The organism is Arthrobacter sp. Z5-13, assembly GCF_056499105.1.
In genome coordinates this window covers 1,183,014-1,208,061 of sequence record NZ_CP096460.1, presented here as the reverse complement: position 1 = coordinate 1,208,061, position 25,048 = coordinate 1,183,014, and the positions used below count along the sequence as shown (strand labels likewise).

27 protein-coding genes, 1 tRNA gene and 1 pseudogene are annotated in these 25,048 nt (G+C 62.1%); 9 read left to right on the top strand and 20 right to left on the bottom strand.

Translation table 11 applies throughout. From position 1 onward, the window contains the following. Positions 1-62: 62 nt before the first annotated feature. Positions 63-551, top strand: coding sequence for an aminoacyl-tRNA deacylase (locus M1E02_RS05740; protein WP_479377173.1), 489 nt, complete (start codon positions 63-65; stop codon positions 549-551). On the opposite strand, the gene M1E02_RS05735 is transcribed toward M1E02_RS05740, so the two are convergent. The 14 genes and pseudogenes from M1E02_RS05735 to M1E02_RS05670 all read right to left on the bottom strand — a co-directional run bounded on the left by M1E02_RS05735 (position 548) and on the right by M1E02_RS05670 (position 11,284). Further along, positions 548-2,386 (bottom strand): 5'-nucleotidase C-terminal domain-containing protein, encoded by a 1,839-nt coding sequence (locus tag M1E02_RS05735; protein ID WP_479377172.1) that lies wholly within the window; start codon positions 2,384-2,386, stop codon positions 548-550. The two genes, M1E02_RS05740 and M1E02_RS05735, sit on opposite strands and share 4 nt — an antisense overlap. Before the next feature lie 172 nt (positions 2,387-2,558). Beyond that, the gene (gene rplL / locus M1E02_RS05730; RefSeq protein WP_309108164.1) at positions 2,559-2,936 is read right to left on the bottom strand and encodes a 50S ribosomal protein L7/L12; all 378 of its coding nucleotides are present in this window, start codon (positions 2,934-2,936) and stop codon (positions 2,559-2,561) included. 77 nt (positions 2,937-3,013) lie between these two features. Beyond that, positions 3,014-3,619 carry a 50S ribosomal protein L10 gene (gene rplJ, locus M1E02_RS05725; RefSeq protein ID WP_247041866.1) on the bottom strand — a complete coding sequence of 202 codons (606 nt, stop codon included), beginning with the start codon at positions 3,617-3,619 and terminating at the stop codon, positions 3,014-3,016. Between the two features lie 350 nt (positions 3,620-3,969). Further along, entirely contained in the window at positions 3,970-5,082 is a 1,113-nt protein-coding gene (locus M1E02_RS05720) for a GNAT family N-acetyltransferase (protein WP_479377171.1), read from the bottom strand. Continuing rightward, positions 5,072-5,296 (bottom strand): annotated as a pseudogene (locus M1E02_RS05715) (GNAT family N-acetyltransferase); the annotation flags it as partial. The gene M1E02_RS05720 and the pseudogene M1E02_RS05715, both read right to left, overlap by 11 nt. Before the next feature lie 166 nt (positions 5,297-5,462). Beyond that, on the bottom strand, positions 5,463-6,503 hold the full coding sequence (locus M1E02_RS05710) for an IS3 family transposase (RefSeq protein ID WP_479374576.1): 1,041 nt from the start codon (positions 6,501-6,503) through the stop codon (positions 5,463-5,465). Beyond that, positions 6,467-6,913, bottom strand: coding sequence for a hypothetical protein (locus tag M1E02_RS05705; RefSeq protein WP_479374577.1), 447 nt, complete (start codon positions 6,911-6,913; stop codon positions 6,467-6,469). The genes M1E02_RS05710 and M1E02_RS05705 overlap by 37 nt, the downstream gene beginning before the upstream one ends. 51 nt (positions 6,914-6,964) lie before the next feature. Continuing rightward, complete coding sequence (locus M1E02_RS05700; RefSeq protein WP_479377170.1) at positions 6,965-7,177, bottom strand: GNAT family N-acetyltransferase; 213 nt, start codon at positions 7,175-7,177, stop codon at positions 6,965-6,967. After that, positions 7,174-8,268 (bottom strand): GNAT family N-acetyltransferase, encoded by a 1,095-nt coding sequence (locus M1E02_RS05695; RefSeq protein ID WP_479377169.1) that lies wholly within the window; start codon positions 8,266-8,268, stop codon positions 7,174-7,176. Before M1E02_RS05695 ends, M1E02_RS05700 begins: the two co-directional genes overlap by 4 nt. A 159-nt stretch (positions 8,269-8,427) precedes the next feature. After that, the gene (rplA, locus tag M1E02_RS05690) at positions 8,428-9,135 is read right to left on the bottom strand and encodes a 50S ribosomal protein L1 (RefSeq protein ID WP_247041875.1); all 708 of its coding nucleotides are present in this window, start codon (positions 9,133-9,135) and stop codon (positions 8,428-8,430) included. Between the two features lie 209 nt (positions 9,136-9,344). Further along, positions 9,345-9,776 (bottom strand): 50S ribosomal protein L11, encoded by a 432-nt coding sequence (gene rplK / locus M1E02_RS05685; RefSeq protein ID WP_018773647.1) that lies wholly within the window; start codon positions 9,774-9,776, stop codon positions 9,345-9,347. A gap of 131 nt (positions 9,777-9,907) precedes the next feature. Next, entirely contained in the window at positions 9,908-10,735 is an 828-nt protein-coding gene (nusG, locus tag M1E02_RS05680; protein ID WP_479377168.1) for a transcription termination/antitermination protein NusG, read from the bottom strand. Between the two features lie 110 nt (positions 10,736-10,845). Beyond that, on the bottom strand, positions 10,846-11,130 hold the full coding sequence (gene secE, locus M1E02_RS05675; protein WP_309108159.1) for a preprotein translocase subunit SecE: 285 nt from the start codon (positions 11,128-11,130) through the stop codon (positions 10,846-10,848). An 81-nt stretch (positions 11,131-11,211) separates the two neighbouring features. Beyond that, positions 11,212-11,284 (bottom strand) — tRNA-Trp (locus M1E02_RS05670). A 271-nt stretch (positions 11,285-11,555) separates the two neighbouring features. Here M1E02_RS05670 and M1E02_RS05665 point away from each other — a divergent pair. Continuing rightward, positions 11,556-12,773: a pyridoxal phosphate-dependent aminotransferase gene (locus M1E02_RS05665; RefSeq protein WP_479377167.1), complete on the top strand. Its 1,218-nt coding sequence runs from the start codon at positions 11,556-11,558 to the stop codon at positions 12,771-12,773. Positions 12,774-12,896: 123 nt separating this feature from the next. Here M1E02_RS05665 and M1E02_RS05660 read toward each other — a convergent pair whose 3' ends face one another. Next, on the bottom strand, positions 12,897-13,583 hold the full coding sequence (locus M1E02_RS05660) for a LuxR C-terminal-related transcriptional regulator (RefSeq protein WP_479377166.1): 687 nt from the start codon (positions 13,581-13,583) through the stop codon (positions 12,897-12,899). Beyond that, on the bottom strand, positions 13,580-15,073 hold the full coding sequence (locus tag M1E02_RS05655) for an ATP-binding protein (protein WP_479377165.1): 1,494 nt from the start codon (positions 15,071-15,073) through the stop codon (positions 13,580-13,582). The genes M1E02_RS05660 and M1E02_RS05655 overlap by 4 nt, the downstream gene beginning before the upstream one ends. Positions 15,074-15,198: 125 nt before the next feature. Here M1E02_RS05655 and M1E02_RS05650 point away from each other — a divergent pair, with 125 nt between their 5' ends. From M1E02_RS05650 to M1E02_RS05630, 5 genes are all read left to right on the top strand, one after another. Continuing rightward, a complete protein-coding gene (locus M1E02_RS05650; RefSeq protein WP_479377164.1) occupies positions 15,199-16,956 on the top strand; it encodes a PspC domain-containing protein in 1,758 nt (585 codons plus the stop codon). Position 16,957: 1 nt separating this feature from the next. Continuing rightward, positions 16,958-17,260 (top strand): hypothetical protein, encoded by a 303-nt coding sequence (locus tag M1E02_RS05645; RefSeq protein WP_479377163.1) that lies wholly within the window; start codon positions 16,958-16,960, stop codon positions 17,258-17,260. 3 nt (positions 17,261-17,263) lie between these two features. Continuing rightward, positions 17,264-17,521 (top strand): PspC domain-containing protein, encoded by a 258-nt coding sequence (locus M1E02_RS05640; RefSeq protein ID WP_479377162.1) that lies wholly within the window; start codon positions 17,264-17,266, stop codon positions 17,519-17,521. A gap of 159 nt (positions 17,522-17,680) precedes the next feature. Continuing rightward, on the top strand, positions 17,681-18,706 hold the full coding sequence (locus M1E02_RS05635; protein ID WP_479377161.1) for an ATP-dependent 6-phosphofructokinase: 1,026 nt from the start codon (positions 17,681-17,683) through the stop codon (positions 18,704-18,706). A gap of 100 nt (positions 18,707-18,806) precedes the next feature. Continuing rightward, positions 18,807-19,535, top strand: coding sequence for a GNAT family N-acetyltransferase (locus M1E02_RS05630; RefSeq protein ID WP_479377160.1), 729 nt, complete (start codon positions 18,807-18,809; stop codon positions 19,533-19,535). Positions 19,536-19,604: 69 nt separating this feature from the next. Here M1E02_RS05630 and M1E02_RS05625 read toward each other — a convergent pair whose 3' ends face one another. From M1E02_RS05625 to M1E02_RS05610, 4 genes are all read right to left on the bottom strand, one after another. Further along, on the bottom strand, positions 19,605-20,027 hold the full coding sequence (locus tag M1E02_RS05625) for an ankyrin repeat domain-containing protein (protein ID WP_479377159.1): 423 nt from the start codon (positions 20,025-20,027) through the stop codon (positions 19,605-19,607). Beyond that, positions 20,024-21,106, bottom strand: coding sequence for a CAF17-like 4Fe-4S cluster assembly/insertion protein YgfZ (ygfZ, locus tag M1E02_RS05620; protein WP_479377158.1), 1,083 nt, complete (start codon positions 21,104-21,106; stop codon positions 20,024-20,026). The genes M1E02_RS05625 and ygfZ overlap by 4 nt, the downstream gene beginning before the upstream one ends. A gap of 49 nt (positions 21,107-21,155) precedes the next feature. After that, positions 21,156-21,770, bottom strand: coding sequence for a nitrobindin family protein (locus tag M1E02_RS05615; protein ID WP_247041898.1), 615 nt, complete (start codon positions 21,768-21,770; stop codon positions 21,156-21,158). Positions 21,771-21,948: 178 nt separating this feature from the next. Next, a complete protein-coding gene (locus tag M1E02_RS05610; RefSeq protein WP_479377157.1) occupies positions 21,949-22,683 on the bottom strand; it encodes a permease in 735 nt (244 codons plus the stop codon). A gap of 387 nt (positions 22,684-23,070) precedes the next feature. On the opposite strand from M1E02_RS05610, the gene M1E02_RS05605 reads away from it, so the two are divergent. Together M1E02_RS05605 and mshD are read left to right on the top strand one after the other, a co-directional pair. Beyond that, complete coding sequence (locus M1E02_RS05605; protein ID WP_309108148.1) at positions 23,071-23,769, top strand: winged helix-turn-helix transcriptional regulator; 699 nt, start codon at positions 23,071-23,073, stop codon at positions 23,767-23,769. A gap of 274 nt (positions 23,770-24,043) precedes the next feature. After that, positions 24,044-25,033 (top strand): mycothiol synthase, encoded by a 990-nt coding sequence (gene mshD / locus M1E02_RS05600; protein ID WP_479377156.1) that lies wholly within the window; start codon positions 24,044-24,046, stop codon positions 25,031-25,033. The last annotated feature ends 15 nt before the right edge of the window (positions 25,034-25,048 follow it).

Sequence of the window (25,048 nt, the reverse complement as noted above, 5' to 3'; positions counted from 1 at the left end):
CCGCTCACGAAGACCACCCCGGGGCGATTGCCCCCGGGTGCGGACACAAACGAAAGACGTATATGACTGACGACGACGGCGGGACCACAGGCCGGCAGCGTTTCCTGAGCGACGCTGCGAACAGGGGGTTGGAAGTCCAACTGGTGGAGCGCCCCCCGGCTAAGAGCCTCGAGGAGGCCGCCGCCATCCTTGGGATCCGGCCGTCAGACATCGTGAAGTCCCTGGTGGTTAAGCACAAGGACGGCACCTTTTTCTTCGCCCTTGTGCCCGGGGACCGTCAGATTTCCTGGCCCAAACTCCGGAACCTATTGGGAGTCAACAAGCTTTCGCTGCCGGCTGCCGACGTCGCGTTCGACGCGACCGGCTATGAGCGCGGGACCATCACTCCTCTGGGCAGCACCACAGCCTGGCCCGTTTTCGCCGATCAGTCCATAACGGGGCGCCGGATCTCACTGGGTGCCGGACAGCACGGCTACAGCGCCTTCGTGGACGCTGATGCCCTGACCGCCGCCCTTGGAGCAGTGGTCGCGGACATCAGCGAGGAAGCTTAGGCAGTTACCGTCAAGGGCTCGCCGTTGACTACAAGCCTCCAGTTCTGCTGACTGAACACGGCAGAGTCAAGCGTGCCCGTGGCCAGCACATAGTCGATAATCCGTTGCCGGATCTCCTGCTGGCTGTTGGAAAGCATAGGTGCTTCTTTCACACCCGGGAAGTTGCCTCCGCCGCTTTGCCGGTAATTGTTGATGGCCAAGGCAAACTCTTGCCCGGCGCCTACGGGCACCCCTCCGTAACTCAGGTTGATGATGCGCTCCCCCACCGGCCGTGCGACGTCAATGTCATAGGTCAGGGGCGCGTCCAGGCCATACATGACGTCGTAGTTGTAATCGGGCGTGCCGGCCGGGGCCATGGAGGTGGGAGCGTTGGTGAGATCCTGCGGCGCCACTGTGACGGTGCTGACCGCCTTGAAATACCGGGCTGACCATTCGAGATAGTCCTTGACCAAGGCCCCGTTCACCTTGATGGAGAGCAGGGTGTTGTCGAAGATATACAGACCGGCAACGTCTCGGATGGTCAGCGGTCCGGCCTTGACGTCGACCGTACGGGAAAAGGCTGCAGCAATGGAAAGGACCGGAAGCTGCGACGCCGGACCACCGGCAAGTTCAGCTTTGATTGTGGTGGCCTGGACGTAGTTGATGGCGTCGATCGCGGCTGAATCGGACCAGCACGCTGTGGCCGTATTCAGATCCGCCGTCGAAGTCCCGATGACCGTGTTGACGTACTTCACGGTTGCCTCGTGTCCGGCTTGAACAGCGCTTACGACGGCGGGATCCGCTTCCGCTGTTTTGGCGTCCAGCAGGTGGGAACTTGCTGAAGTCACCGACCACCCGCCGCGGTCCTTGGCCAGCACAAGATCCATGACCGACACCCGCATCCCCCATTTCAGGGGCTCCGTGAGAAGAACCTGTTTTCCGGTGGCCTTGTTGACCACGAACCGCCCAGGAATCTCGACGTGGGCATGGCCGACGAGGATGGCGTCGATGCCGGGGACCTCTTCGGCCAGCTGCGTGGAAGCATTTTCCGGGAACGGCAGGGCATCACCGTAGGAAGATCCCGGCGTCGCGCCTGAGTGGCTCGAAACAATAACGACGTCGGCTCCGGCCGCGCGGACTTCCGGAATTACCAGCTTGGCCTCCTCCACGATTCCGTTGAAATCAAGGCGGCCGTGAACGTTGTCGCGGTCCCAGAGGGCACAACCTGGTGTCACTAATCCGACCAGGCCGACAGTCACCCAACCGTTCCCGGTATCGATGCGTTTGAGGATGTAAGGGGTGAACGCGCGCCTGCCAGTGGTGACGTCGCGGACGTTTGCGCCCAGCAGGGGGAAGTTCAGCTGGCTCTCCCAGGTGCGGAGCAGCGGGATGCCGTAATTGAATTCGTGATTACCGAGGGCAACGGCATCGTAGCCCACCTCATTCATGGCAAGCGCCATGGGATGCTTGACTGTTCCGGAAGCGGGTGTGACCTTGGCAAAGTAGTAGGCCAGCGGCGTTCCCTGAATAGTGTCGCCGGCGTCCAGGGTGAGGCAGTTTCCCGCTCCCCGCTCGGCCCGCATCGCCTTAATGAGGGTGGAGGCCTGCGCAATACCGATTCGGTTGCCCGCGGCGTCCGTGTAGGGCACATCCTTGAAGTAGTCCCAATTGAGCACATTGTTGTGCAAGTCAGTGGTGCCCAGCACCGTCAGGGTGAAGCGCTTCCCGCCTGGCTGCTGTCCCGGCTTCGCCTGGGCTGCCGAAGCTCCTGCCAGTGAGGCGGCGGCGGCGCCTCCTCCCACAAGGGCCGCGGCAAGCATTGTTCGGCGGGACACGGATGAACCGGGATCTGTCATGAAGGGGGCTCCTGTGCGTTCTGCTGATCGGGGATCGTCCGCGATCGCTAAAGGCACAGTCTAGGGTCCCCACGTTAACTACCCGGGGATTAAGCAGGAAACCCCGCCCACTAAGTGGACGGGGTTCCCGGAAGCGAGCGGCGGGCTCAGGTGTGGCCCGCCGGACACAGAATTACTTGAGGGTAACGCGTGCGCCGGCCTCTTCGAGCTGGGCAACTGCCTTCTCGGCAGCTTCCTTCGTAACGCCCTCGAGAACAGCCTTCGGTGCGCTGTCAACCAGGTCCTTGGCTTCCTTGAGGCCGAGGGAGGTGATGGCGCGAACTTCCTTGATCACTGCGATCTTCTTGTCGCCAGCAGCTTCGAGGACGACGTCGAATGCCGTCTTCTCCTCTTCCTCTGCAGCAGCGCCGCCACCGGCGGGGCCGGCTACAGCAACAGCAGCAGCGGTAACTTCGAAGGTCTCTTCGAAGAGCTTGACGAACTCAGAGAGCTCGATGATGGTCAGTTCCTTGAAAGCTTCAATGAGCTCTTCGTTGGTGAGCTTCGCCATGGTTGGCGTCCTTCCTGTAATGGTGATCAGCGGGGCCTTGGGCCGTGCTTTCACACCGGAGTCTGGTGGTAAGAGAGTTAGTTCTCTTCGGTGGCTGCTGCGGGAGCTTCAGCCGGAGCTTCTGCTTCAGCGGCCGGAGCTTCTTCGGCTGCGGGTGCTTCTTCAGCGGCGGGAGCTTCGGCTACAGCCGGAGCACCGTTCTCTTCTTCAAGCTTGAGGCGCAGAGCGTCAATGATGCGTGCAGCAGCGGCAGCAGGAGCCTTGAGGACACCTGCAACACGGGCGAGCTGCAGCTCACGGGACTCGAGGGCTGCCAGAGCGATAACTTCGCTGGCATCCATCTTCCTGCCCTCGAAGTAACCGGTCTTGATAACCAGCTGCTTGTTGGTCTTGGCAAAATCCGTCAGGCTCTTAGCCGCTGCAACTGCGTCACCCTTGATGAATGCGATTGCAGTAGGGCCGGCAAGCTGGCCGTCGAATGCTTCGACACCAGCTTCCTTGGCTGCAATTGCGGTCAGGGTGTTCTTGACGACCGAGAACTTGGTGTCCTGGCCGAGGGAAACACGCAGCTGCTTGAGCTGTGCAACAGTGAGCCCACGGTATTCGGTCAGGACAGCGGCGTTCGATTCCTTGAAATCGTTAGTGATCTCAGCTACTGCTGAAACCTTTGTAGGCGTTGCCATAACCCTCCTTCCGGGGATAGTGCCGGTATTCCGGGTCCCCGCTCAAGTGAGCTAAAACTAAAAACGCCCCGCGCAGATGCACGGGGCTTGGCTCAACACAGTCTCGAAGGACTGCGGAACTTCACTTCGTTCACCTGCGCCGGCCGCCCTATGTTCAGGGTCCTTCGTCTGAAAATCCACTGGCTCTTCCCGCACACGACTGCAGAAGTGAGTTGTGTTTGAAAGAGTGGATTCCAACAACCGACGGTCTTTGGTAGTTCAAGCTTACGGGAAGCCCTGTCCTTCGGCCAAATCCGGTCTGAATCAGCTGGAGCTCCAGCCTCAGACCAGCTGGTTTCCCGCACGACAAGTCAGCTGTTGCTGTCCCTGAAGTCCGGCAATTCCTTCTGCCAGATCCCGGTGACGCCAGCCGTGGTGAAGCCCAGCTGCCGGTTCACTGTCAGCAGGTAGCGGTTTTCCGGAGCATTCCAGGTGTAGATGACCCGCGCATCCGAGAACTGCTCCGTCAGCCGTTCCATGTTGGCCACCTTGATCAGCAGGCCCAGTTTGTTTCCGCGGTGCTGCTCCAACACCATGGTGTCGTCCTGGAACACCACGTCCTGACGCTGGGCCAGGACGCTGATTGTTGTCAGTCCCACAAGCTCACCGGAGGCAATGTGCTCGACGGCAGTGACCACCGTGCGCCTTCCCTGCGACATGGTGACGGCCTCAGCTTCCCGAAGGACGTCGACGTCGAACACCATTCCCGCTTGCTCCTGACCAGGGGGAAGGTCATCCACGCCAGCCTGGTTTTCCAGGACGGCGACGGCTTCCAGCCACTCGTCCGGGCAACGGTCGGTCCAATGGTGAAGCCGGTAGCGACCGGCATTGGTGGCCTCGGCCTCCGCCTCAAGCTCCGCAACGAGCTGCGTGTCCAACGGTAGGGTGCAGGCGCTGAACTGTTCGATGTGCTGCAGGGTGTATCCGGAACGGCGGGCGAATTCCACCTCACGGCTCCCCAGCGGCACAAAGCCATCTCCGGTACCGGGAACGAGTTGCTCGGATTCGAGATCGCTCAGGGAAGTGCCTGGATGGTTCGTATCCACCAGGATCATTGACCGGCCCTCTCCTCTCGCCACATCTTCGGCCGCCTCGAGGAGCTGCTTGCCTACTCCCCGACGCTGGTACTCGGGCAGAATGTCGAGCGTAAATTCCGCCAGGTCCTGGTTGTCCGCGAGAGGCAGCGCGATGTCCACTGTTCCGACGATTTCACGACCCATCTTGGCCACGAGGATTACTTGGCGTTCGTAAGGATCTGCCAGTTCGAGGAGCTTCTCCAGCGGGGCATACGCCAGGTCATCGCTGCCCCACGTCTCCATTCGGACTCTCCGTCCCACCTCGACGGCGGCCAGGAAGTCTGCAGCATCAGCTGCTTCCAGAGAATCCGGAATCCACAGCTGCTCTATCCGTACGTCATGTGCCATAAAGGGGATCATCCAGCCGTTTCTGCCACTCGCCTTCAAATCCGGAGGCCTTGAATCCGAGCGAAGTATTTATCGCCAGCATATGACGGTTTTCACTGGCATTCCATGTCAGGACAGAGCGCGCCGCGGGCCACGCTTCCTGCGCCCGGCGGATATTGGCCATCTTGACCAGCATCCCGAGTCTGTGGCCGCGGTGATCAGAGGCAACCAGGGCTGGAGGTTTCCACTTGCTCAAGGCTGTAGCCTGCTCTCCTGGTGAAGATGGTGGAAGGCAAAGCCAGAGGGAGGCTTCCGCTGCCGGATTTCGCATGCAGCACTTCGCGGGAACCGAGAGCGTTGTCAGCAGGTTCCTCGCAAAAGCCCTGAAAAAACGGTATATATCAAGCTGTTTGTGACAGCTGGTTGGTTTTGTAGTTGATGCCGGCGTCGGCCGGGGCGTCTGGTGCGGTGGGTTTGTTGCGGTAGCGATGAGGATTCCGGGCGTGGCAGGCGTTGAGTGTTGTCTGGCGGCGTCGGCGTGCCTGCTCGACTCGTCCTTCGTGGACGGTGTCGGGCGTGTAGTAGTTCAAGCCGCTGTGGCGGTGGCTGGCGTTGTAGTCAGCGAAGAATGCCGTCATGTATTCGCGGGCTTGCTGGAGGTCGCGGAATCGGCGGGGAAAGTCCAGGTCGTATTTCACTGTCTTGAACAGGGATTCTGAGTAGGGGTTGTCGTCGGAGACCCGCGGGCGGGAGTAGGACAGTGTGATGCCCAGGGATTGGGCAAGCTGGAGGGTGCTGCCGGCCCGCATGGGTGCGCCGTTGTCGGAGTGGAGTACGGAAGGGTGCTGCTGGTTTTCGGTGACCGCGACATTGATTAGGGCGGCTGCGAGGGCAGCCGTTTCGGTATGTTCGACGCGGTGGCCGACGACTTTGCGGGAGAACACGTCCAGGATCGTGTATAGCCGGTAGGTGTGTTTACCCGGTCCGTGGAGCATAGTGATGTCCCAGCTCCAGAGCTGGTTCGGGGCGGTCGCATGCAGAATGGGTTTGGCTCTTTTAGGGCCGGTTCCCATGCGCTGTTCGCGGCGGTCACCATTCTGCCCGTTCCGGGCCACGATGCGGTGGGCGGCGGCGATGGAGAAGAAGCAGTGCCCCGCATCGAGCATCCGGTAGTAGGCCTGAGTGACGGAGAGGTTGGCGTATTCCCTGGAGTTCAGCAGCCCCATGAAGGCGTCGGCTTCGGCGCCGGTGATCCGGTTCGGGTAGTCGCGGTCGGCATGTGGCACCATGATTCCCGGTGGCGTGGATGGGCTCAGACGCCGGTACCAGGCCGTGCGGTGAACACCCACCAAGGCGCAGGCCTTCACCGCGGACCAGCCGGCCGTGATCAGTTTCCCGGCAAAGGTCAGGGCGATGTTTTTCCAGGTTTTGGCGTCAGCCACTCCGGCCGGCCCGGCTCCGGCTCCTCCACTTTTGGATCCGTCGCGGCCGCGCTCTTGGCCATCGCGTCCAAGAGCGCGGAAGCTTTTCCCAAAATGTCCACGGCAGCCTCGGACCGCGCCAGCTTGGCCTTGAGGATTTCGTTTTCCTTCAGGACCCGTTTGAGCATCTGTTTATCGCCCACGTTCAATCGCTGATCCTCCTCTAGATTGTCGGATCTGGACCTCAGCTGCCCGGACTCCCGCTCGCGGCACCAACGGTTCATAGTGCCCTCGGTGATCCCCGCTGTCCTGATAAAAGCGGCTTTAGAGCCCCACTCGAGGCATTTATCGTACTCATCCAGAATCGCGTGTTTCTGATCGGTAGTGAAGTGCTTCCGATTCGAAACACGGACAGGCATAACGAAATCCATGATGGACCTTTCCCCCGCTCTGAGCACCAACTCCGGGTAACAGGGAACCTGTCACACAACAGCCTGACACACAGGGAAAATACGCCGACCTCGCTCCGCTGCCCTCTCCTCAGCCGTCTGCAGGAGTCTGCGCCCTATCCCCCGCCGCCGATGATCTACAGCTATGAGGACATTTATCCAAGCAGTGTCCCGGTTGTCCTTGAGCGGGCTATCCGGCTGCCCTTCCTCGGGGATTACGACGGCGGTGACCTCCAGTTCGGTCATGGAAGCATCCGCTGCCACTCGCCGTCGTACCCCGCGGGCCGGAACCCAAGCGCAACATTGATGGCGAGCATGTGTTCATTTTCCGCCGCGTTGAATGTAAGGATCCGCTCCAGTGACGGGTGTGCGGCCATGAGACGCCGGAGATTGTGGATCTTGATGAGCATGCCCAGGCGATGGCCCCGATGTGCCTTTGCCACCAGCGTGTCATCCTGCTCCGCCATCCATGGTTTGGTGCCCGAAAACTGCAGAACGGAATAGGCTGCCAGCTCTCCGGTGTCCTTGTGCACGGCGGCCGCCACGAACGATTCCCTCCCGGAAAGTTTCCAGGTGTCCTCCACATGACGGACACGGACGGCGTCCCAATCCGCCGCCTCTATGTGCAGACCTCCTGCAGGGGCGTCGGTGCTCATGCGGCCCATCAGGATGGACAGCTGATCCATGTACTCCTCCGGGCAGCGATCTTTCCACCCCAACAGCTTGTACTGATCCCCGGTTACAGACCAAGCCTGGGCCTCCAAGGCGGCGAGGGTTGCTTCCGCCAGCGGCATGTCCAGAGCACTGAACCTTGCGACCTGTTCCAGGCTGTAACCTGCGGCCAGCGCAAAGCGGACAGGACGCTCGCCTGCGGGAATTCCTCCAAGTCCGGTGGCGGGTTTAAGCAACGCAGGCCCGTCCGGATCGAACACCGCCGGATGTTCCGTAAAGCTCTGCAGAGTCCTGCGCCCCTGCTCAGCTGCGAGGGCCTCGGCGTGCCGGAGCAACTGCAAACCCATCCCGTTGCCTTCATAGGCGCTCAGGACATCCACCCGGACCAGGGCGCCGCCGAGGTTCTCCTTCAGCGGGAACCAGATCCAGGAACGGGCTGCCATGGTGCCCTCGTGCCGGATGAAGAACATCCGGAACTGCTTGTAGGAATCATCACGCCACGCTTCCAGGCGAGCGGCCGGCGGGCTGGCACGGTCGAGGTTTCCCCACGTCTCAAACACACGGGCATCGGTAAGGGCATTGAACTCGAGGAAATCTTTGGCATCCGGGTCCTCCAACGAGGCAGGGAGGACCAATGGCTCGATAGTGTACTGCGGCGAAGTCACGGGTTCAGCCTAGTGGGATGCTCCATTGGGCTCTAGAGCATACGCAGGCCGAACTGCGGGCCGAAAGAGAGTGGAAACGAAACAAGGGACCGCCCGGCGTGAGCCGGACGGTCCCTTGTTCTTATTTCTTTAATTCAAACCCAACCCAGAGGCTGAACCTTAGACCTCGGTCAGGACCTTGGTGACGTTGGGGTCAACACTGATGCCAGGACCGAAGGTGGTAGCAACGGTTGCCTTCTGGATGTAGCGGCCCTTGGAAGCGGAGGGCTTCAGGCGAAGAACCTCTTCCAGTGCTGCTGCGTAGTTCTCGGCCAGCTTGACGGCGTCGAACGAAACCTTGCCGATGATGAAGTGGAGGTTTGAGTGCTTGTCGACGCGGAAGTCGATCTTTCCACCCTTGATGTCGTTGACAGCCTTGGTGACATCGGCCGTGACGGTACCGGTCTTCGGGTTCGGCATCAGGTTACGGGGACCCAGGACCTTACCAAGACGGCCAACCTTGCCCATGAGGTCAGGGGTGGCGACGGCGGCGTCGAAGTCGGTCCAGCCGGCTGCGATCTTTTCGATCAGGTCATCGGAACCAACGAAGTCGGCGCCTGCAGCGATTGCTGCTTCAGCCTTGTCGCCCGTTGCGAAAACCAGGACGCGGGAGACTTTACCGGTGCCGTGGGGCAGGTTCACCGTTCCGCGGATCATCTGGTCGGCCTTGCGAGGGTCTACACCCAAGCGGAAAGCGACCTCAACCGTGGCGTCGAACTTGGACGGGTTGGTGTCCTTGGCGAGGGTCACTGCCTCGAACGGCGCGTAGAACTTTTCCGCGTCGATCTTGGCTGCGGCTGCCTCGTATGCTTTGCTGCGCTTTGCCATGCTGCTTATTCTCCTTGTGCAGTTGTGGTCTGCGGACCGCGCTGGGCCCTGCCACAGTTGGGATGTCCGGTTGAATATCCGGCTGTTTGTCCGGATGGGATGCCCAACATTACGGTTTGTGCCGGTTGTCCGGCAGTGGTGCCGGTTTCCCGGCGGGTGCTGCCCGGCGTCGTCGTTCTTCATCCGACTTTGCCGCAACAGCGGTGGGCCTAACCTTCTACGGTGATACCCATGGACCGTGCGGTGCCGGCGATGATCTTCGCGGCGCCTTCAAGGCTTGTGGCGTTGAGGTCTTCCATCTTGGTGGTGGCGATCTCGTTGACCTGGGCCTGGGTCAGCTTGGCAACCTTGACGGTGTGCGGGGTAGCTGAACCCTTGGCGACGCCTGCAGCCTTTTTGATGAGCTCTGCAGCCGGCGGGGTCTTGGTGATGAACGTGAATGAACGGTCTTCGTAAACCGTGATTTCCACGGGGATGACGTTTCCACGCTGGGCTTCTGTCGCAGCGTTGTACGCCTTGCAGAATTCCATGATGTTGACACCGTGCTGGCCAAGCGCAGGACCGATCGGCGGAGCCGGGTTAGCGGCACCTGCCTGGATCTGCAGCTTGATGAGGCCGGTGACCTTCTTCTTGGGAGCCAATGTAGGGTCCTTCTCTCAAATGCGTCCTGGGACACAGGAGCGTGCCTCAGGTATGTGGCCGCCATGGCGAGGCGGCCGGCCGCTTCGGAGCTGCTAAGCGGGCAGTTCCGGAGCGAAATCTAAAGTGATCGCTAGATCTTGGTGACCTGGTTGAATGCCAGGGTAACCGGGGTTTCACGCTCGAAGATGGAGACGAGCACCACGAGGGTCTGGGAGTCGACCTTGATCTCGGAGATCGTTGCCGGGAGGGTCTCGAACGGACCTTCCTTGACGATGACGGACTCGCCAACCTCGAAGTCAACATCCACCGGAGCAGCGGCGTGCTTGACCGGCTTGCCCTTTTCGGCCTGCTCTTCTTCGAAGACCGGAGCGAGCATTGAGAAGACCTCGTCGAGGCGCAGCGGAACCGGGTTGTGGGCGTTACCCACGAAGCCGGTGACACCGGGAGTGTGGCGGACGGCGCCCCAGGAGGCATCCGTCAGGTCCATGCGGACCAGGACGTAGCCAGGGATCCGGACACGGTTGATGACCTTGCGCTGGGCGTTCTTGATCTCAACGACTTCTTCCATGGGAACCTGGATTTCGAAGATGTAATCTTCCATGTCCAGGGTCTGGATGCGGGTCTCAAGGTTGGCCTTGACTCGGTTTTCGTAACCGGCGTAGGAGTGGATGACGTACCAGTCACCTTCCTGGCGGCGCAGTTTGGACTTGAATTCCTCGGCGGGATCGATCTCCGCTGCTGCTGCTGCCGCTGCCAAGGCATCGGTGGACCCGTCGTCGGAGTCCTCGTCCGAGTCCTCGACGCTTACGTCGGCGTCCTCGTCGTCAGCTTCAACGGCGGAATCGGGCGCAGAAAACTCTGCCTCAGACTCTTCCACGGCTCCCGCCGTGGCGTCCGTTGTGCTGTCCGTGGACCCATCCAGCTCAGTCTCGGTTACCTCGAGCTCCTGCTCTGACACTTGGTCTCCTGCTTCCTCATTGCCTAACATGCCTATTTAAATGGCTCAATTCCGCACACTCCGCGGAACCTCCTTGTTCAGGAGTCCACGCAGCCTGCGGACCTATCGCCCTAGTTGTCCGTGGGGCCTGAACCGCCGAAGACCCAACCCACTCCGGTCCCGAAGGCCAGATCCAGGAGCGTGACGATGACCATCATGATGATCACGAATACCAGCACCACGAGCGTGTAGTTGATCAGCTCCTTGCGGGTGGGTGCCACGACCTTCTTCAGTTCGCCGATGACCTGGCGGACAAAAAGCGCGATTCGAGCAAAGATGCCGGCCTTGGCGGCATTCTTGGCGGGGCGGCCCTTGGAGCTGCTTGCAGCTGTTTCGGTCACCTGGTCCTCACTCATTCTCGCAATGATCGGATACCCGGCTCTGATCTGAACCATGGTTGCTGCGCTGGCTCCGGCTTATCGCCGGAACAGCTTGCGCAGGGCAGACAGGACTCGAACCTGCAACCTGCGGTTTTGGAGACCGCTGCGCTACCAATTGCGCCACTACCCTATGGATCGAAAACACGCATGACACTTTCAGCAACCTTCACTGAGGCGCACGCCATCAACATGTTTTCAACACCGGAGAACTATTCTACGCAAGAACTACGCCTACGTCGAACCAGCCTCGTTGCGGACCATTCACAGCTGCCAATCAAAGGGCACGACCAACATGCGGTCACTTTTCTCCTGCACCAGCGAACGATCCGCTGAACAGCATAGAGTAGAACTCGTCGAATCCCACATCCAGCCGCCGTGCTGTCAGCGAGAATGGACCTGCCATGTCTGCCGCCCGCGTTTCCCAACGCATTTCCGCCATTGCCGAATCCGCCACCCTAGCCGTTGACGGCAAGGCCAAGGCGCTCAAGGCGGCGGGACGTCCGGTTATTGGCTTTGGTGCCGGCGAACCTGATTTTCCCACCCCCGGCTACATTGTTGAGGCTGCCATCGAAGCGGCCGGCCAGCCGAAATACCACCGCTATTCGCCGGCGGGCGGGCTGCCTGAGCTGAAGAAGGCCATTGCCGAGAAGACGTTCCGGGACTCGGGCTACCGTGCAGATCCTTCCCAGGTCCTGGTGACCAATGGCGGCAAGCAGGCTGTTTACAACACCTTCGCTACCCTCGTTGATCCAGGGGACGAGGTCATCGTGCCCACGCCGTTCTGGACCACCTACCCTGAGGCGATTCGTCTGGCCGGCGGCGTCCCGGTTGAGGTGTTTGCGGGTCCTGAGCAGGGATACCTGGTCAACGTTGACCAACTCGAAGCCGCCCTGACTGAGCGCACCAAGATCCTGCTCTTCGTTTCCCCCTCGAACCCGACCGGCGCCGTCTACTCCCCCGAGCAGGTGGCTGAAATCGGCAAGTGGGCCGCTTCCAAGGGCCTGTGGGTGGTCACCGATGAGATCTACGAACACCTCACCTTCGACGGGCTTCCCTTCACCTCGATCGCCACTGCTGCTCCCGAACTGGGCGACAAAGTAGTCATCCTCAACGGCGTGGCCAAAACCTATGCCATGACCGGCTGGCGTGTCGGCTGGATGATCGGTCCCGCGGACGTCATCAAGGCAGCCACCAACCTCCAGTCCCATGCGACGTCAAACGTCTCGAACATCATGCAGATCGCTGCCCTCGCGGCTGTCTCCGGCCCGCTGACCGCCGTCGATGAGATGAAGGTTGCCTTCGACCGCCGCCGTAAAGCGATCGTTGCCGGACTGAATGCGATTGACGGCGTTGATTGCCCGACGCCGCAAGGCGCCTTCTATGTCTACGCTGACGTGCGTGCCTTGCTGGGTAAGGAGTTCCCGACGTCGAACGGGTTGGTACGGCCTCAAACCTCAGCCGATCTGGCGGCTCTGATCCTGGACGAGGTTGAGGTGGCAGTGGTACCCGGCGAGGCCTTCGGTCCGTCCGGTTACCTCCGGCTGTCCTACGCACTCGGCGACGACGACCTCGCCATTGGCGTAGCCCGTCTCCAGGACTTCCTCGGCAAGGCCAGCTAGTCCCTTCCTGCAGTTCCGGACGCTCTCTCACTTTTCTTAGTGAGGGGGCGTTCGGATTTAAGGCGCGAAAAGTGAGGGAGCGTCCGGGTTTAGGGCGCGAAAAGTGAGGGAGCGTCCGGCGGCCTAAAGGAGGCGGCGCTCGGCAGCCCACTTGGTGAGCTCGTGACGGCTGGATAGCTGCAGTTTTCGGAGAACCGCTGAAACATGGGTCTCCACGGTCTTGATGGAAATGAACAGCTCCTTGGCCACTTCCTTGTAGCTGTAGCCACGCGCTATGAGCCGCATAACCTCCAGCTCACGGGCGGAGAGGCGGTCAAGTTCGTCGTCGGCGATGTCTGCTGGGGAGGTGCCGAACGCGTCAAGGACGAATCCAGCCAGCCGGGGCGAGAAGACGGCGTCTCCCCCGGCCACCCGCAGGACGGCGTCGGTGATTTCGGCACCGGAAATGGTCTTGGTGACGTAGCCCCGGGCGCCTGCACGAATGACGGCCACAACGTCCTCAGCGGCATCGGAAACGCTCAACGCCAGGAACCGTGTTGTGCCCAGGAGCGCATTTGAGCCGGCAATGACTTCACGTCCGCCACCGCCCAGCCCACCAGGGAGGTGAACGTCCAGGAGCACGACGTCCGGCCGGGTTTGGGCGATCACAGCAATGGCCTGCTCGACGGTGCCTGCCTCCCCAACTACGGAGATCCGGGAGTCAAGGTCTGCCTTAAGGCCTGAACGGAAGATGGCATGATCATCGACGAGGACAACCCGGACGCTGCCTTCCCGAGCCGCCTGCGCTCCCTCTGCTTCAATGCTGCTCACGACGTCATTTCTCCTTGTTCCGCAGCCATGGCGGGCAGTCCAAGGCGTACCTCGGTGCCCTCAGGTCCACTGTTGATCACGGCTGTGCCGCCGTGGCGTTTCATGCGTCCGATGATGGATTCCCGGACGCCCAGTCTGTCGTCAGGGACCTTGTGAAGATCGAAGCCGGCGCCGCGGTCCTTGACGAAAACCTCGACCTCTTTGTCCGACGCCTCAACGTAGACGGAAACAGAGCCCCCACCGTGCCGGGCCGCATTCAGCATGGCTTCCCGGCTCGCCTGGACCAGTGCTTCATGGCGCTCCGTCATTGCGGTATCACCCACGTTTACCACTTCCACGGCTTGGCCCAGTGCGTCTTCCACCTCAGCAGCTACAGCCTTGATGCGTTCCGACAGGTTGCCAATGTCCTTGCCCTCGTCTCGATACAGCCAGCTGCGCAGTTCCCTTTCCTGTGCCCTGGCGAGCCGCACGACGTCGTGCTCGCTGCCGGCCCGCCGCTGAATGAGGGCGAGGGTCTGCAGTACTGAGTCGTGCAGGTGGGCGGCGATTTCGGCCCGTTCGGTAGCGCGCACCCTCCCGGCCCTTTCCGTCTCCAGGTCCCGCCAGAACTTGAGACCCCATGGCAGCAGTACCACGGCGACCCCACCCAGCACAGCGACGGAGGCGAGCAAAGCCAGCCATGTCTGTTCCCAGGAGCCGGAGCCGGACACCATCACCAGTACGCCTGCCACCACCAGTGCGAGCCCGGCAGCAAGCCTCACCCAGCCGCCAGCCTGGTTGACCTTTGCCTTGTCCACTATTCCCGCACGGCGCGTCTCGTCCAGCTGCATCCAGGCGATGGAAGCGCCGCCAAGGATCGCCGCGGCCGGTATAAGCGTTCCCAAGGGCACATCGACGCCAAGAAGCCGGGCGATAAGGATGGCGCCTGCCAGCAGCAGCCCGATCCCGAGGAGGATTTCCTTGGCGTACGGCATCCTGCGGAACCGGAACCAGGCTTGTCCATCGCCGCTTGTGGGGCGGACCCAACCCGGGACTGGCTGGCCTGACTCAGTAGCCGAGACGCCGGAGGGAAGTCCCGCCTGCCACGATGCATCCGCGAACACCTTCCCCCCGGAGGGGTCCTGCCAGGTAAACGCCGAGGCAGTCGAAGATCCCGGCTGGGCGGGGTAACCCGCCAGGCCCGGAGGCTGGCCCTGGTTCGAATGCGGCCAGTGCGCTTGCTGCGCTGCCAGAGGCCCGCTGACTGCCGGAGCAATGGGCGACGCCGGGCGGCGGGCGTTCCTTTTGGCATTTTCATCGGCGGTGGGAACCATGATCCATAGCCAGGCGTAGAACACGAGGCCGGCTCCGCCCGCCAAGGTGGCCACCACCATGCCGATGCGGACGAACCGAACGGGCCAGCCCATGTGCATGGCGAGTCCCGCGCAGACGCCGGCTATGACGCGGTCGGCGGTGCGGACCAGAGGCGGCCGCAGGACAGGGGTACTCATGAATCCATCCAAGCACGGATCAGGGTTGCCCGGACCGGTTTTGCGCCGGAACCGGGGGTCGTTCAGGGACAGCTCAGGGTGTTCCCCAGTAGAGCTGGTGGCGCTGCGGGCGGGAGGATCGAAGCATGAACCCGCACAACGTCAACCCAGAAGATCAACAACCGGCTGACAATCATCAGCCATCAGTCACACCTTCCGATTCTGCAAGCGACTCCGCGGCGGAATCTCCTGCCACCTCCGGTGGCACCGCCGCTGCCAGCTCCCCGGCCGGTTCGCCTTCAAGTTCCACATCGGGCACCCCTTCCAACGCTACGGGACCAGCACCGGACTCCGGCGCAGCAACGTCCGATAGTACAGATCCCGGCTTCCGACAGGCTTACCCGGACCAGGGAACTCCTGCCCAGGGGATCCCCACCGAGGGATATGAAAGCCCAGGATATGCAGGCACAGGCTACGCAGCCCCCGGTTATGCAGGCCAGGGATACCCTCAGCCGGCGCCGTACGCCGTCGCGCAGCCGCGGAGCTTCTTCGAATGGGTTCGGGGAAACGGGGTTTACCGTGGCAGCGACCGCTGGATCGGCGGCGTCGCCAGCGGAATTGCCCACCGGACCGGTGTGGATCCGCTCATTGTCCGCGGCGTCTTCATCGTCCTGGCCTTGTTCGCCGGCATAGGCGTCCTGCTGTATGGCATCGCCTGGGCACTGCTCCCTGAGCCTGACGGCCGCATCCACGTCCAGGAAGCCGGCGCAGGGCGCTGGACGGGCGGCATGACGGGGGCCCTGATCACAACCATCCTCGGGTTCCCCAGCCTGGGTACAGGGTTCTGGGGCTGGGAAGGCAACGGCTTCGGACGCTTCATCTGGGCTGTTTTCTGGATCGGCGCCATCACTTATCTCATCTACTTCCTGGTACAAAGGAACAGAAACCGGAGTGGAAACCCCGCGATGAACACCAATCCCCAGCCCGGCGCGCAGGGAGCTGCCGCCTTCAGTGGCGGGCCCTATGGCACCTACCCTGGCAGCTCTTACCCCGCCAGTGCCACCGCTGCAGGCTCCAACAGTGCCCCCTTCACCAGCCAGTTCAGCACAACCACGCCAGCCGGTGGCTCCCAGACAGGGTCAGGCGGGTCGGTGCCTGTTCCGCCGTCGGGATCCCTTCCCCCGAACGGCCCCTATGGACCCGGCGGACCCTACGGCCCGTACGACGGCGGCTTCCGCAATCCTGCTGGGGCCACGCCTCCTCCGGCGAAGCCGCGCAAGTTTGGACCCGGCGCTCCGGCCGTCGCCATCACTGCCGGCACAGCCTTGCTGGTGGGCGGCGGCATCAAAGCCCTCGACGCCGGCAACGTGATCGATCTCGGCAATTCGGCTAATGCGGTGGTCTGGGCCAGTGCTGCTGCGGTCCTGGGCCTGGGAATCCTGATCTCCGGACTCCGCGGCCGCACGTCAGGCATCCTCGGCTTCTTCGCGGTGGTGGCTTTGGTCATCGGCGGCATCTTCAACGTGGTTCAAAACGGCGACAGGTTCCGTTCCCAGCAGGTCGACTGGACTCCTGTCAGCATCGAGCAGGCACGGGATGGCTTCGACATCACAGGCCGCCAGGGAACCGTTGACCTCACCAAGCTGAACGTCAACGCCCCCCTGACCTCCGACGTCGTGATCCCGCTGGATATCACAGCCAGCAACGTGGACGTCATCATCCCGGACAACGTTCCGGTGGAAATAGAGGCCGACATGACCATGGGAAACCTCAATGAGGGCAATGAACACCATGGCGGAATGACGACGAAGCAGAGCACGTACAACACCGACAAACCAGGGCGGCCCCTGATCCTTGAGATCGACGGCACCATGAGCAACGTGACCATCAAGGAAGGAAACTGATATGAGCAGCTACGAGCACACTCCGGACCCTGCTCCGGACGCCTCCACCACATCGGGGTCCACGCCGGTAGACGCCTTCTCCCCCACCGAACCGGAGCCCACAGTCCGCGTGGGAACAGTGGTCTGGGGCCTGATCGTCCTGGCGCTTGCCGTCCTGATCGTCGTCGCACAACTCGGCATCGTGGAACTGAACGGCACCTACGTGCTGATCGGGCTCATGGTCGGTGCGGGCGCCGCACTGGTAATAGGTGGTCTCCTGTCCGCCCGCCGACGTGACAAAGAAACCACAACAGGGAAGTCTTGAACCATGGATAAATTCTTCGGCATTGTCAGGGGCATGGGACTGCGGCGCGGCCCACAGCGGTTGCTGGGCGGAGTGTGCGGCGGGATTGCTGCAAAGCTTAAGGTGGACGTCGCCTTCGTCCGGATAGCATTCCTGCTCCTCGCCCTGCTGCCGGGCCCGGCCTTTGTTTTCTACGTCGCTGCCTGGTTGATCCTGCCGGACCAGCGGGACAGCATCGTTCTTCAGTCGTTCATCGATAAGCGGGCAAACAAGCAGCTCTAAACCCTGAAGGAACCGCCAAACTACGTGCCTTCGCCCCAAGGGCGAGGGCACGTTTTTGTAACCGTTTGTGTCCTGTCCCACACTGCCCACTACAATCTAGGTGAGCTCAGCGTGGCGCTCTGCCTGTACACCCTCAACCAGGATTTGAGCCTAAAGACTATGAAAATTGGAATCCTCACCAGCGGCGGCGACTGCCCTGGACTGAACGCTGTCATCCGTGGAGCCGTTCTCAAGGGCATTGCCATCCACGGACACGAATTCGTGGGGTTCCTGGACGGCTGGCGCGGCGTTGTGGAGGGCGACATTATCGAGATCCCCCGCACAATGGTCCGCGGCATCGCCAAGCAGGGCGGAACCATACTGGGAACGTCCCGCACCAACCCGTTCGAAAACGGCGGTGGCCCTGAAGTCATCAAGGACCACATGAAAAGGCTTGGCATTGATGCGATCATCGCCATCGGAGGGGAAGGCACCCTCGCAGCAGCCAAACGGCTTACCGACGCCGGCCTGCGTATTGTCGGTGTTCCCAAGACGGTTGACAACGACCTTGACGCCACCGACTACACCTTTGGTTTCGACACAGCAGTACAGATCGCCACCGAGGCCATCGACCGGCTCCGGACCACCGGCGAATCCCACCACCGCTGCATGATCGCCGAGGTCATGGGCCGCCACGTAGGGTGGATCGCCCTGCATGCAGGCATGGCCGCCGGCGCTCACGCCATCCTGATTCCGGAACAAAAGGCGTCCATGGACCAGATCACCGAGTGGGTTCAGGAGGCCCACGACCGTGGCCGCGCGCCACTGGTAGTGGTGGCTGAAGGCTTTGTACCGGAAGGCCAGGAAACTCCTCACTCGGAGCGCGGCCTGGACACGTTTGGCCGCCCCCGCCTTGGCGGCATCGCGGAAATGCTGGCACCGGAGCTGGAAGCACGGACGGGCATCGAAACCCGCGCCACCGTGCTCGGCCACATCCAGCGCGGCGGCGTGCCTTCTGCCTTCGACCGCGTCCTGGCAACCCGGCTGGGAATGGCAGCAATCGATTCAGTGGTGGACCACCGCTGGGGCACCATGGTGTCGCTCAACGGAACCGATATTGTCCACGTTGGTTTCGAAGCTGCGCTCGGCAACCTGAAGTCAGTCCCACCCCATCGCTACAAGGAAGCAGCTGTCCTCTTCGGGTAGGCCGGCAGCTAATTCCCGCCTGTTTCCCGCCACGACTCTTCAGGACCGAGCCGGAACGCGGCGAGCAGCAGTTGGCCCTTCTGCTCGGTAGTGTGGAGGCATGACACTTGAGGTCGGTTCAGCCGACATCATCCAGCTTGCCTGGGCCCGCCATCTGGGTCTCGATGACGACGCTTTCACCGCTGCCCGCTCAGCCGGAACAGGGCCGTCGGCACGGATCACCCGTGCCGACGAGTCCGAACGCTGCGTGCAGTTCGTCCGTCTCTTCGGTAGCTCAGCCCTGGTGGGTCCGGAGTGGGCGCTGGAAGCCGCCGTCGAAATTCCGGACGAGGACCTTGCCCAGCACGTCACTCTCCTGACCATTACCCGCTCCCATGGCGGTCATGGTCTCGGGGCGGCCGCCTTGTTCTTCGCCGATGACCTGCCACTCGTTCAGTCCCCTGAGGAACTCACTGTCTCGCATGGGGACCAGGAAGCGATTCAGCTGGAAAGTCTCTGCCCGCCGGACGACGTCAACGAAGTAGGACTTTCTGACCTGGAGAACCGCTTTACCATCATGCGGGGCGGCGACGGGAACCGCGTTCCGGTGGCCTGTGGCGCCTACGCCGAGTGGGAGGGCATTCTCGCGCACATGGGTGTACTGGTGGATCCCGTGTGGAGGCGCCAAGGCCTCGGCTCGCTCGCGGCATCGGTGGCAGCGCACGAGGCCCTTGCTTCAGGGCTGACCCTGCAGTGGCGCGCCGATGTCAGCAACAAGGGATCGCTGGCAATTGCGCGGAGCCTGGGATTCGCCGTCGGCGGCATCCAGACCAGCGTGCTCCTGGGCTAGCCGAGATGACAGTTAACGGCAATGTTCTCAGCAAACATTGCCGTTAACTGTCATCTCGTGCCGGTGAACCTACTGGAGCAGGGCCAGGATCTCCGAACGCGCAAACATCTGCGCGGCAGCCCGGGCGCTGGGGGTTCCGGCGTCGGGATCAGCCCCCGCGTCCACGAGTACGCGGGCCACGTCCGTGTACCCCTTGAAAGCTGCCCCCGCCAAGGGTGTCTGGCCTCGGTCATTGGCGGCGTTTGCATCGGCGCCGTGGTGGAGGAGGAGCTGAACGGTCTCGGCATGTCCGTGGTAGGCGGCGAGCATCAACAATGAGTCTCCCGCTGCGTTGGTAAGTGTTGCCGGAGCGCCGGCATTGAGGTAACTCCGCAAGAGGTCAGATTCACCCTGGCGTGCCGCCTCGAACAGCGTGTGGGCCAGAGCCAGCGTCTCGTCGTCGGGCCGAAGTTTCTCGTCTGCGTTCGAATCTTCGCCGCGGTGATCGCTCATCTGGTTCCCTTCAGAAAGCCGGTCTGCCTGCCTACTACCTGGCCGGCGTCGGGAGCCACAATGACTTCCTGGGCAGCGGTATACGGTTCGTCGCCATCCATGACGGTCAACACTTCATCCGGCGAGACCGACCGTTTGATCACCGCAAGGGCGATGGGGCCCATTTCATAGTGCTGGACGGCTGAGGTCACAGTGCCCACTTTGCGCTCCCCCAAGAGCACCGGGCTCCCGACGGCGGGCACCGTGTGCTGGGACCCGTCGAGCTGGAGGAAAACAAGACGCCGCGGCGGATGGCCGAGGTTGTGTACCCGTGCCACGGTCTCCTGGCCCTTATAGCAGCCCTTGGCGAGGTGCACTGCTGTCCGCAGGAGGTCCAGTTCGTGGGGAATGGTTTTGTCATCCGTCTCGGCGCCAAGGCGGGGCCGCCACGCAGCGATCCTCAAAGCCTCGGAAGCCCAGACGCCGGCAAGTGGCCGGTCTCCGACGGTGGATTCCAGTTCCCCGGACGGGACGAGGTATTCGAACCAGGGCCGCTCCAAGCCCGGGTGGGCCTCTTCACCCACCACCGAGTACGAGTAGCCGCCCGCACCGATGTGCGGCCACGGGTCCTCCCAGACGAGCAGCCCGGACCACTCATCAACCTTCCGCGTGGAGGCCACGACGGCCCAGCCGGCTGAAGCGTCGGCAATCTCCACCCGGAGCATGAATTTCATCCGGTTAAGCCACTCCGCCAGGGGCGCTGCCTCGTGGGCTTCAACGATCAGCCAGGTGGTGGCGCCATCGTCCACTACCCGCGCGTCAAACTCGATCCGGCCCTGCACGCTCAGCAACAGCAGTTCGCTTGATTCGGCGGGACGGAGATTGGTGACCTGCTGCGAGGACAGTGTATTAAGCCAACTGAGGCGGTCCGGTCCCGTGACCGTTACTACACCCCGGTGGGAAAGATCGACGACGGCGGTCCCGGCCGCCAGAGCCCGTTGCTCCCGCAGCGGTTCCCCATAGTGAGAGGCGACGCCGGCGTCGGCGCCTCCGGCTTCAACAGCACCGGGGCGCGACAACAGGGGGCTCTTAACAGTCATATGTACTAGAAGTCCTTTGACGCCGGCTGTATTCCGCGGGGCGGCGGAACTAGCTGACTTTTTTCAGGATGGCGGAAGCGTGGGCCTCAAGGCCGCTTCCGGTGGACGAAGAGCCGCCCGTTGCAACGTCCCAGCGCCACAGGAGGTTACCCTCCACCAGACCAAAGATCCTGGTGGCAGCGCTGTAGTCCTTCGAGTGGCTGCCACGCATGACCATGTCCGTGCTGAGCTGAATCTGCGGGCCCTTGATCTGGCCGTAGTAAAGCTCGGAAATACCGCCCGGATGAGAGATGGAGACTGAAATATCGAAGCCGCCATCCTTGTTGCGCAGGGCTTCAACCTCATCGGCGCTCTTGAGTACGGGAACGATGTCGGCGGGAACCAGCCCCGGGCCGCCATCTTCGTCGTGCTGCTTGCGTTCCAGCGCCCAGAAGCCGGTCTCGACGGTCAAGGGCCGCAGCTTCACGCCGTCGTCGTCGACAAGCCAGCTTTCCGCCCTGTACTGCAGGTAGGGCAGCCCGTTGTGGGTAAACGAAACGTGCTGGAGGAAATGCTCCGAACCCTCATCGCCGGAGCCGAGCCGGCCTCGTCCTTCCCACTCACCTATGAGCCAGGACAGCGGGACGAGTTCGGGGGTCAGGTCTGTGGGAATCTCAATCGGCACAGCTACTACCTCTGGAAACGGTCTGGATTAGTGGATGCGACGCTGAATTACTTCTGGCCTTTGAAGAGCCGGTAAACAACGAAGCCGGCGAACCAGGCCATGGCCAGGCCGGCAATGCCGAGCAGGACGAGGAAGAAAATTTCAAATGCAAGTACGGACATGATGCCATCCTAACGCGTTAGTAGATGAGTATTTTGTCTATGAAGTAGGCCAAGGAACCCACCGCGAGAACCGGCGCGATTGCCACGCTGATGGCCGCAGCCACGTTCAAGGCCTCCCCGCGGAGTATAACCAGCCGCCGGAAACTGACGAGTACCGAGCCGATGACGATACCCACGAGGGCGGCAGGCAGGACGGCGATATCGGAGAAGATGAGTCCGGCCAAAGGACCGGCTAATCCGGCCAGGACTATACCAAGGGGAGCAACAATCCGGTCAGGCCAGCGAACAAGTCCTGTCAGCAAGGCCACCGCTGCGCTGATGGCGGCCACGAGAAGCATTTCGCGAACTCCGTTGAACCGGGAAGCCGCGATCCAGCCTGCACCCAGGCAGCCCAGGAGCACGCCGGCGCAGGATCCCAGGATGGACTCGAGCCGTTGCGCTTGGCCGGTCCCCCGGATGAGCTGCATGACAAACACGGCCACCACGCCGGCTGCGATGAAGGCTGGTGTCCAGTCCAGGAAGGCAGGAGCGGGTACGTAAGTGGCAGCCACCGCTGACCCGGCGCCAGGAAGGCCGATCAGGACGGCGAGTGTTTTACGGGCCGGTATACCCAGGAAATGAGGCCAGCCGACGCCTACGGCCAAAGCAAGGACGATGGCTGCGACCATCAGGACAACAGGTGAGCTGTAGGCGCCTACGACTATTGCCGTCAGGCCCACGAGGCCGATGACGCCTATTTGCCACGGCTTCATGTCCCACCCCCGTTCACTGCGTACCCGATTTCGGCATGCTCATCTTCGACTCCGCACCTAACTCTGCTGTGTCCCTTTTGCCGTTGTGACTTTGGGTCACCTTCAGGAGTCCCAGTGAAGAAGGACTTGCCGGCCCCCGACCATCCAATCCTGCCTCATCTGGACGTCATATGTCGCAAATTAGACGCGGGGTGCCCTTGGTTCAGTGTCCGCGAAGGGGTGTTTAGGTATACTCAAGGTTCAGCTACGCTTTCCGCGAACACGGCTGGTGGGAAATGCTGGTAAGACCAGCGTCACTTGCCACTCCTGTTTCGGGAAGCACAGTACCGGCCGGTGCAAGCCCGGTTCAGACGCCCAATGATGTGCGGACAGCCCCTTGGAGGAACAATGTCACACATCCTGCTACTGACGAACAGCGCCGGCTCATCGGTGGACATACTGCCTGCCCTGGAACTCCTCAACCATAGGGTGCATATCCTTCCGGCCGAGCCCACAGCTCTCCTGGAAACAGACCCCTGTGACATTGTGCTGCTCGACGCACGCAAGGACCTTGTCGGCGCCCGTTCACTGACCCAACTCCTGAAGGCCACCGGCCTCAGCGCCCCTCTCGTACTGATTCTCACGGAGGGCGGCATGGCAGCCGTTTCCTCAGCCTGGGCCGTGGACGACATCGTCCTCGAATCAGCGGGACCGGCGGAGGTGGAAGCCAGAATCCGTCTTTCAGTGGCACGGGCTGTTCCCGACCAGGAGGACGCCCCCACAGAAATCCGGGCAGCCGGCGTCGTGATTGACGAAGCCAGCTATACGGCCCGGGTCAATGGGGCGCCGCTGAACCTTACATTCAAAGAATTCGAGCTGCTCAAGTACCTCGCTCAGCACCCGGGCCGCGTCTTCACCCGCCAGCAGCTGCTCACCGAGGTGTGGGGATATGACTATTACGGCGGCACCCGCACCGTGGACGTCCACGTACGGCGGCTGCGGGCAAAGTTGGGTGCCGATCACGAGAACCTGATCAGCACTGTGCGCAACGTCGGCTACCGGCTGACGCTTGTCCGGTTGCCGGAGGAAGAACTCAGCGAGGCCTGATCCACGCTCCCGCCAACTTCAGGCGGCAAGTAGCCAAACAAAAGAAACCCCGGACTCCTGGAGTCCGGGGCTTCTTGGGTTCCTGCATCAGTGGAGGACATACGGGTCGAACGTATCGAGGCCACCCCAGTGGTGGATCCCCCTCGTGTCCTGCTCAGCAAGCCGGACGAGTACCGACTATATCGGACTGAACTGATTGCTTCAAAATCCTGGCGCCAGCCGTGGCGCAGGCACATCCACAGCCGCAATCGATCAAGGCGTATAGCCTTACCTTATGAGTCCCGCACATCCTGAAACCTGGCCGGTACTGGTTGCAAAAGACGCCCTTGAACCTCAGCTGTACAGGGATTTCAAGGAGCTCGCGGCAGCGGCGGAGGAATCCGATGGAAATCCTCCCCTTTCTGAACAGACGCTCCTGACCCTGCGGCCCGGCGGCTCGTCGGAGCCAGGAGATGGAGGCGGGCATTCCGTACTCGCCCTGGCACTTTACGCCGTGGATGAGGACTCGAAGCCAAGCAGCGCCCAAGATCTGGCCGGGCTCGCCGTCGTAATAGAGGAAGGCGACAGTTCAGGCGTCCTGGAAGTGGCCGTTCACCCGAGCTACCGCAATCAGGGCGTGGCGGACCGGTTGATTCGGACCCTCGACACCGAGCGTGGCTTCGCCGGGCTCACTGCCTGGTCTCACGGCAACCATGAGGCTGCAGCCGCGCTTGCCAGCAGGTATGGCTATCTGCCCGTTCGTGAGCTGTGGAAGATGCGCCTCACCACCGCGACGGCGGAATTGCCTCTGGCGCCGATGCCTGACGGTGTGGCCCTCCGGGCTTTTGTTCCAGGCCAGGATGAAGGTGCCTGGCTGGCCGCTAACAGGTCCGCCTTCTCCCACCATCCGGAGCAAGGGAACCTGACCCGGGCCGACCTCGACGCACGGATGGCTGAGGACTGGTTCGATCCGGCCGGATTCCTCCTGGCCGAGGACACGGAGGGGAAACTGCTCGGCTTCCACTGGACCAAAATCCATCCCCGGAACGGGAAGCATCCTGCAATGGGCGAGGTCTATGTGGTTGGCGTTACGCCCGAGGCCCAGGGTATGGGACTCGGCAAGGCACTCACGGTGGCGGGCATCAGGTACCTGCAGGAGCAAGGCCTGCACGCCGTCATGCTGTACACCGACGCCGATAATCTTCCTGCCGTTTCGCTGTACCGCCGCCTTGGCTTTTCACGCTGGGATGTTGACGTCCTGTACGGGCCGGTGGCTCCCGGCTAAGCCGCAAGGCTGAAG

Coding starts and splice junctions, on each gene's coding strand:
- M1E02_RS05740 (WP_479377173.1), top strand. CDS start 63: ATGACTGACGACGACGGCGGGACCACAGGCCGGCAGCGTTTCCTGAGC.
- M1E02_RS05735 (WP_479377172.1), bottom strand. CDS start 2,386: ATGACAGATCCCGGTTCATCCGTGTCCCGCCGAACAATGCTTGCCGCG.
- rplL (WP_309108164.1), bottom strand. CDS start 2,936: ATGGCGAAGCTCACCAACGAAGAGCTCATTGAAGCTTTCAAGGAACTG.
- rplJ (WP_247041866.1), bottom strand. CDS start 3,619: ATGGCAACGCCTACAAAGGTTTCAGCAGTAGCTGAGATCACTAACGAT.
- M1E02_RS05720 (WP_479377171.1), bottom strand. CDS start 5,082: ATGGCACATGACGTACGGATAGAGCAGCTGTGGATTCCGGATTCTCTG.
- M1E02_RS05705 (WP_479374577.1), bottom strand. CDS start 6,913: ATGGATTTCGTTATGCCTGTCCGTGTTTCGAATCGGAAGCACTTCACT.
- M1E02_RS05700 (WP_479377170.1), bottom strand. CDS start 7,177: ATGACCGAACTGGAGGTCACCGCCGTCGTAATCCCCGAGGAAGGGCAG.
- rplA (WP_247041875.1), bottom strand. CDS start 9,135: ATGGCAAAGCGCAGCAAAGCATACGAGGCAGCCGCAGCCAAGATCGAC.
- secE (WP_309108159.1), bottom strand. CDS start 11,130: ATGAGTGAGGACCAGGTGACCGAAACAGCTGCAAGCAGCTCCAAGGGC.
- M1E02_RS05665 (WP_479377167.1), top strand. CDS start 11,556: ATGTCTGCCGCCCGCGTTTCCCAACGCATTTCCGCCATTGCCGAATCC.
- M1E02_RS05655 (WP_479377165.1), bottom strand. CDS start 15,073: ATGAGTACCCCTGTCCTGCGGCCGCCTCTGGTCCGCACCGCCGACCGC.
- M1E02_RS05650 (WP_479377164.1), top strand. CDS start 15,199: ATGAACCCGCACAACGTCAACCCAGAAGATCAACAACCGGCTGACAAT.
- M1E02_RS05645 (WP_479377163.1), top strand. CDS start 16,958: ATGAGCAGCTACGAGCACACTCCGGACCCTGCTCCGGACGCCTCCACC.
- M1E02_RS05640 (WP_479377162.1), top strand. CDS start 17,264: ATGGATAAATTCTTCGGCATTGTCAGGGGCATGGGACTGCGGCGCGGC.
- M1E02_RS05635 (WP_479377161.1), top strand. CDS start 17,681: ATGAAAATTGGAATCCTCACCAGCGGCGGCGACTGCCCTGGACTGAAC.
- M1E02_RS05630 (WP_479377160.1), top strand. CDS start 18,807: ATGACACTTGAGGTCGGTTCAGCCGACATCATCCAGCTTGCCTGGGCC.
- M1E02_RS05625 (WP_479377159.1), bottom strand. CDS start 20,027: ATGAGCGATCACCGCGGCGAAGATTCGAACGCAGACGAGAAACTTCGG.
- ygfZ (WP_479377158.1), bottom strand. CDS start 21,106: ATGACTGTTAAGAGCCCCCTGTTGTCGCGCCCCGGTGCTGTTGAAGCC.
- M1E02_RS05610 (WP_479377157.1), bottom strand. CDS start 22,683: ATGAAGCCGTGGCAAATAGGCGTCATCGGCCTCGTGGGCCTGACGGCA.
- M1E02_RS05605 (WP_309108148.1), top strand. CDS start 23,071: ATGTCACACATCCTGCTACTGACGAACAGCGCCGGCTCATCGGTGGAC.
- mshD (WP_479377156.1), top strand. CDS start 24,044: ATGAGTCCCGCACATCCTGAAACCTGGCCGGTACTGGTTGCAAAAGAC.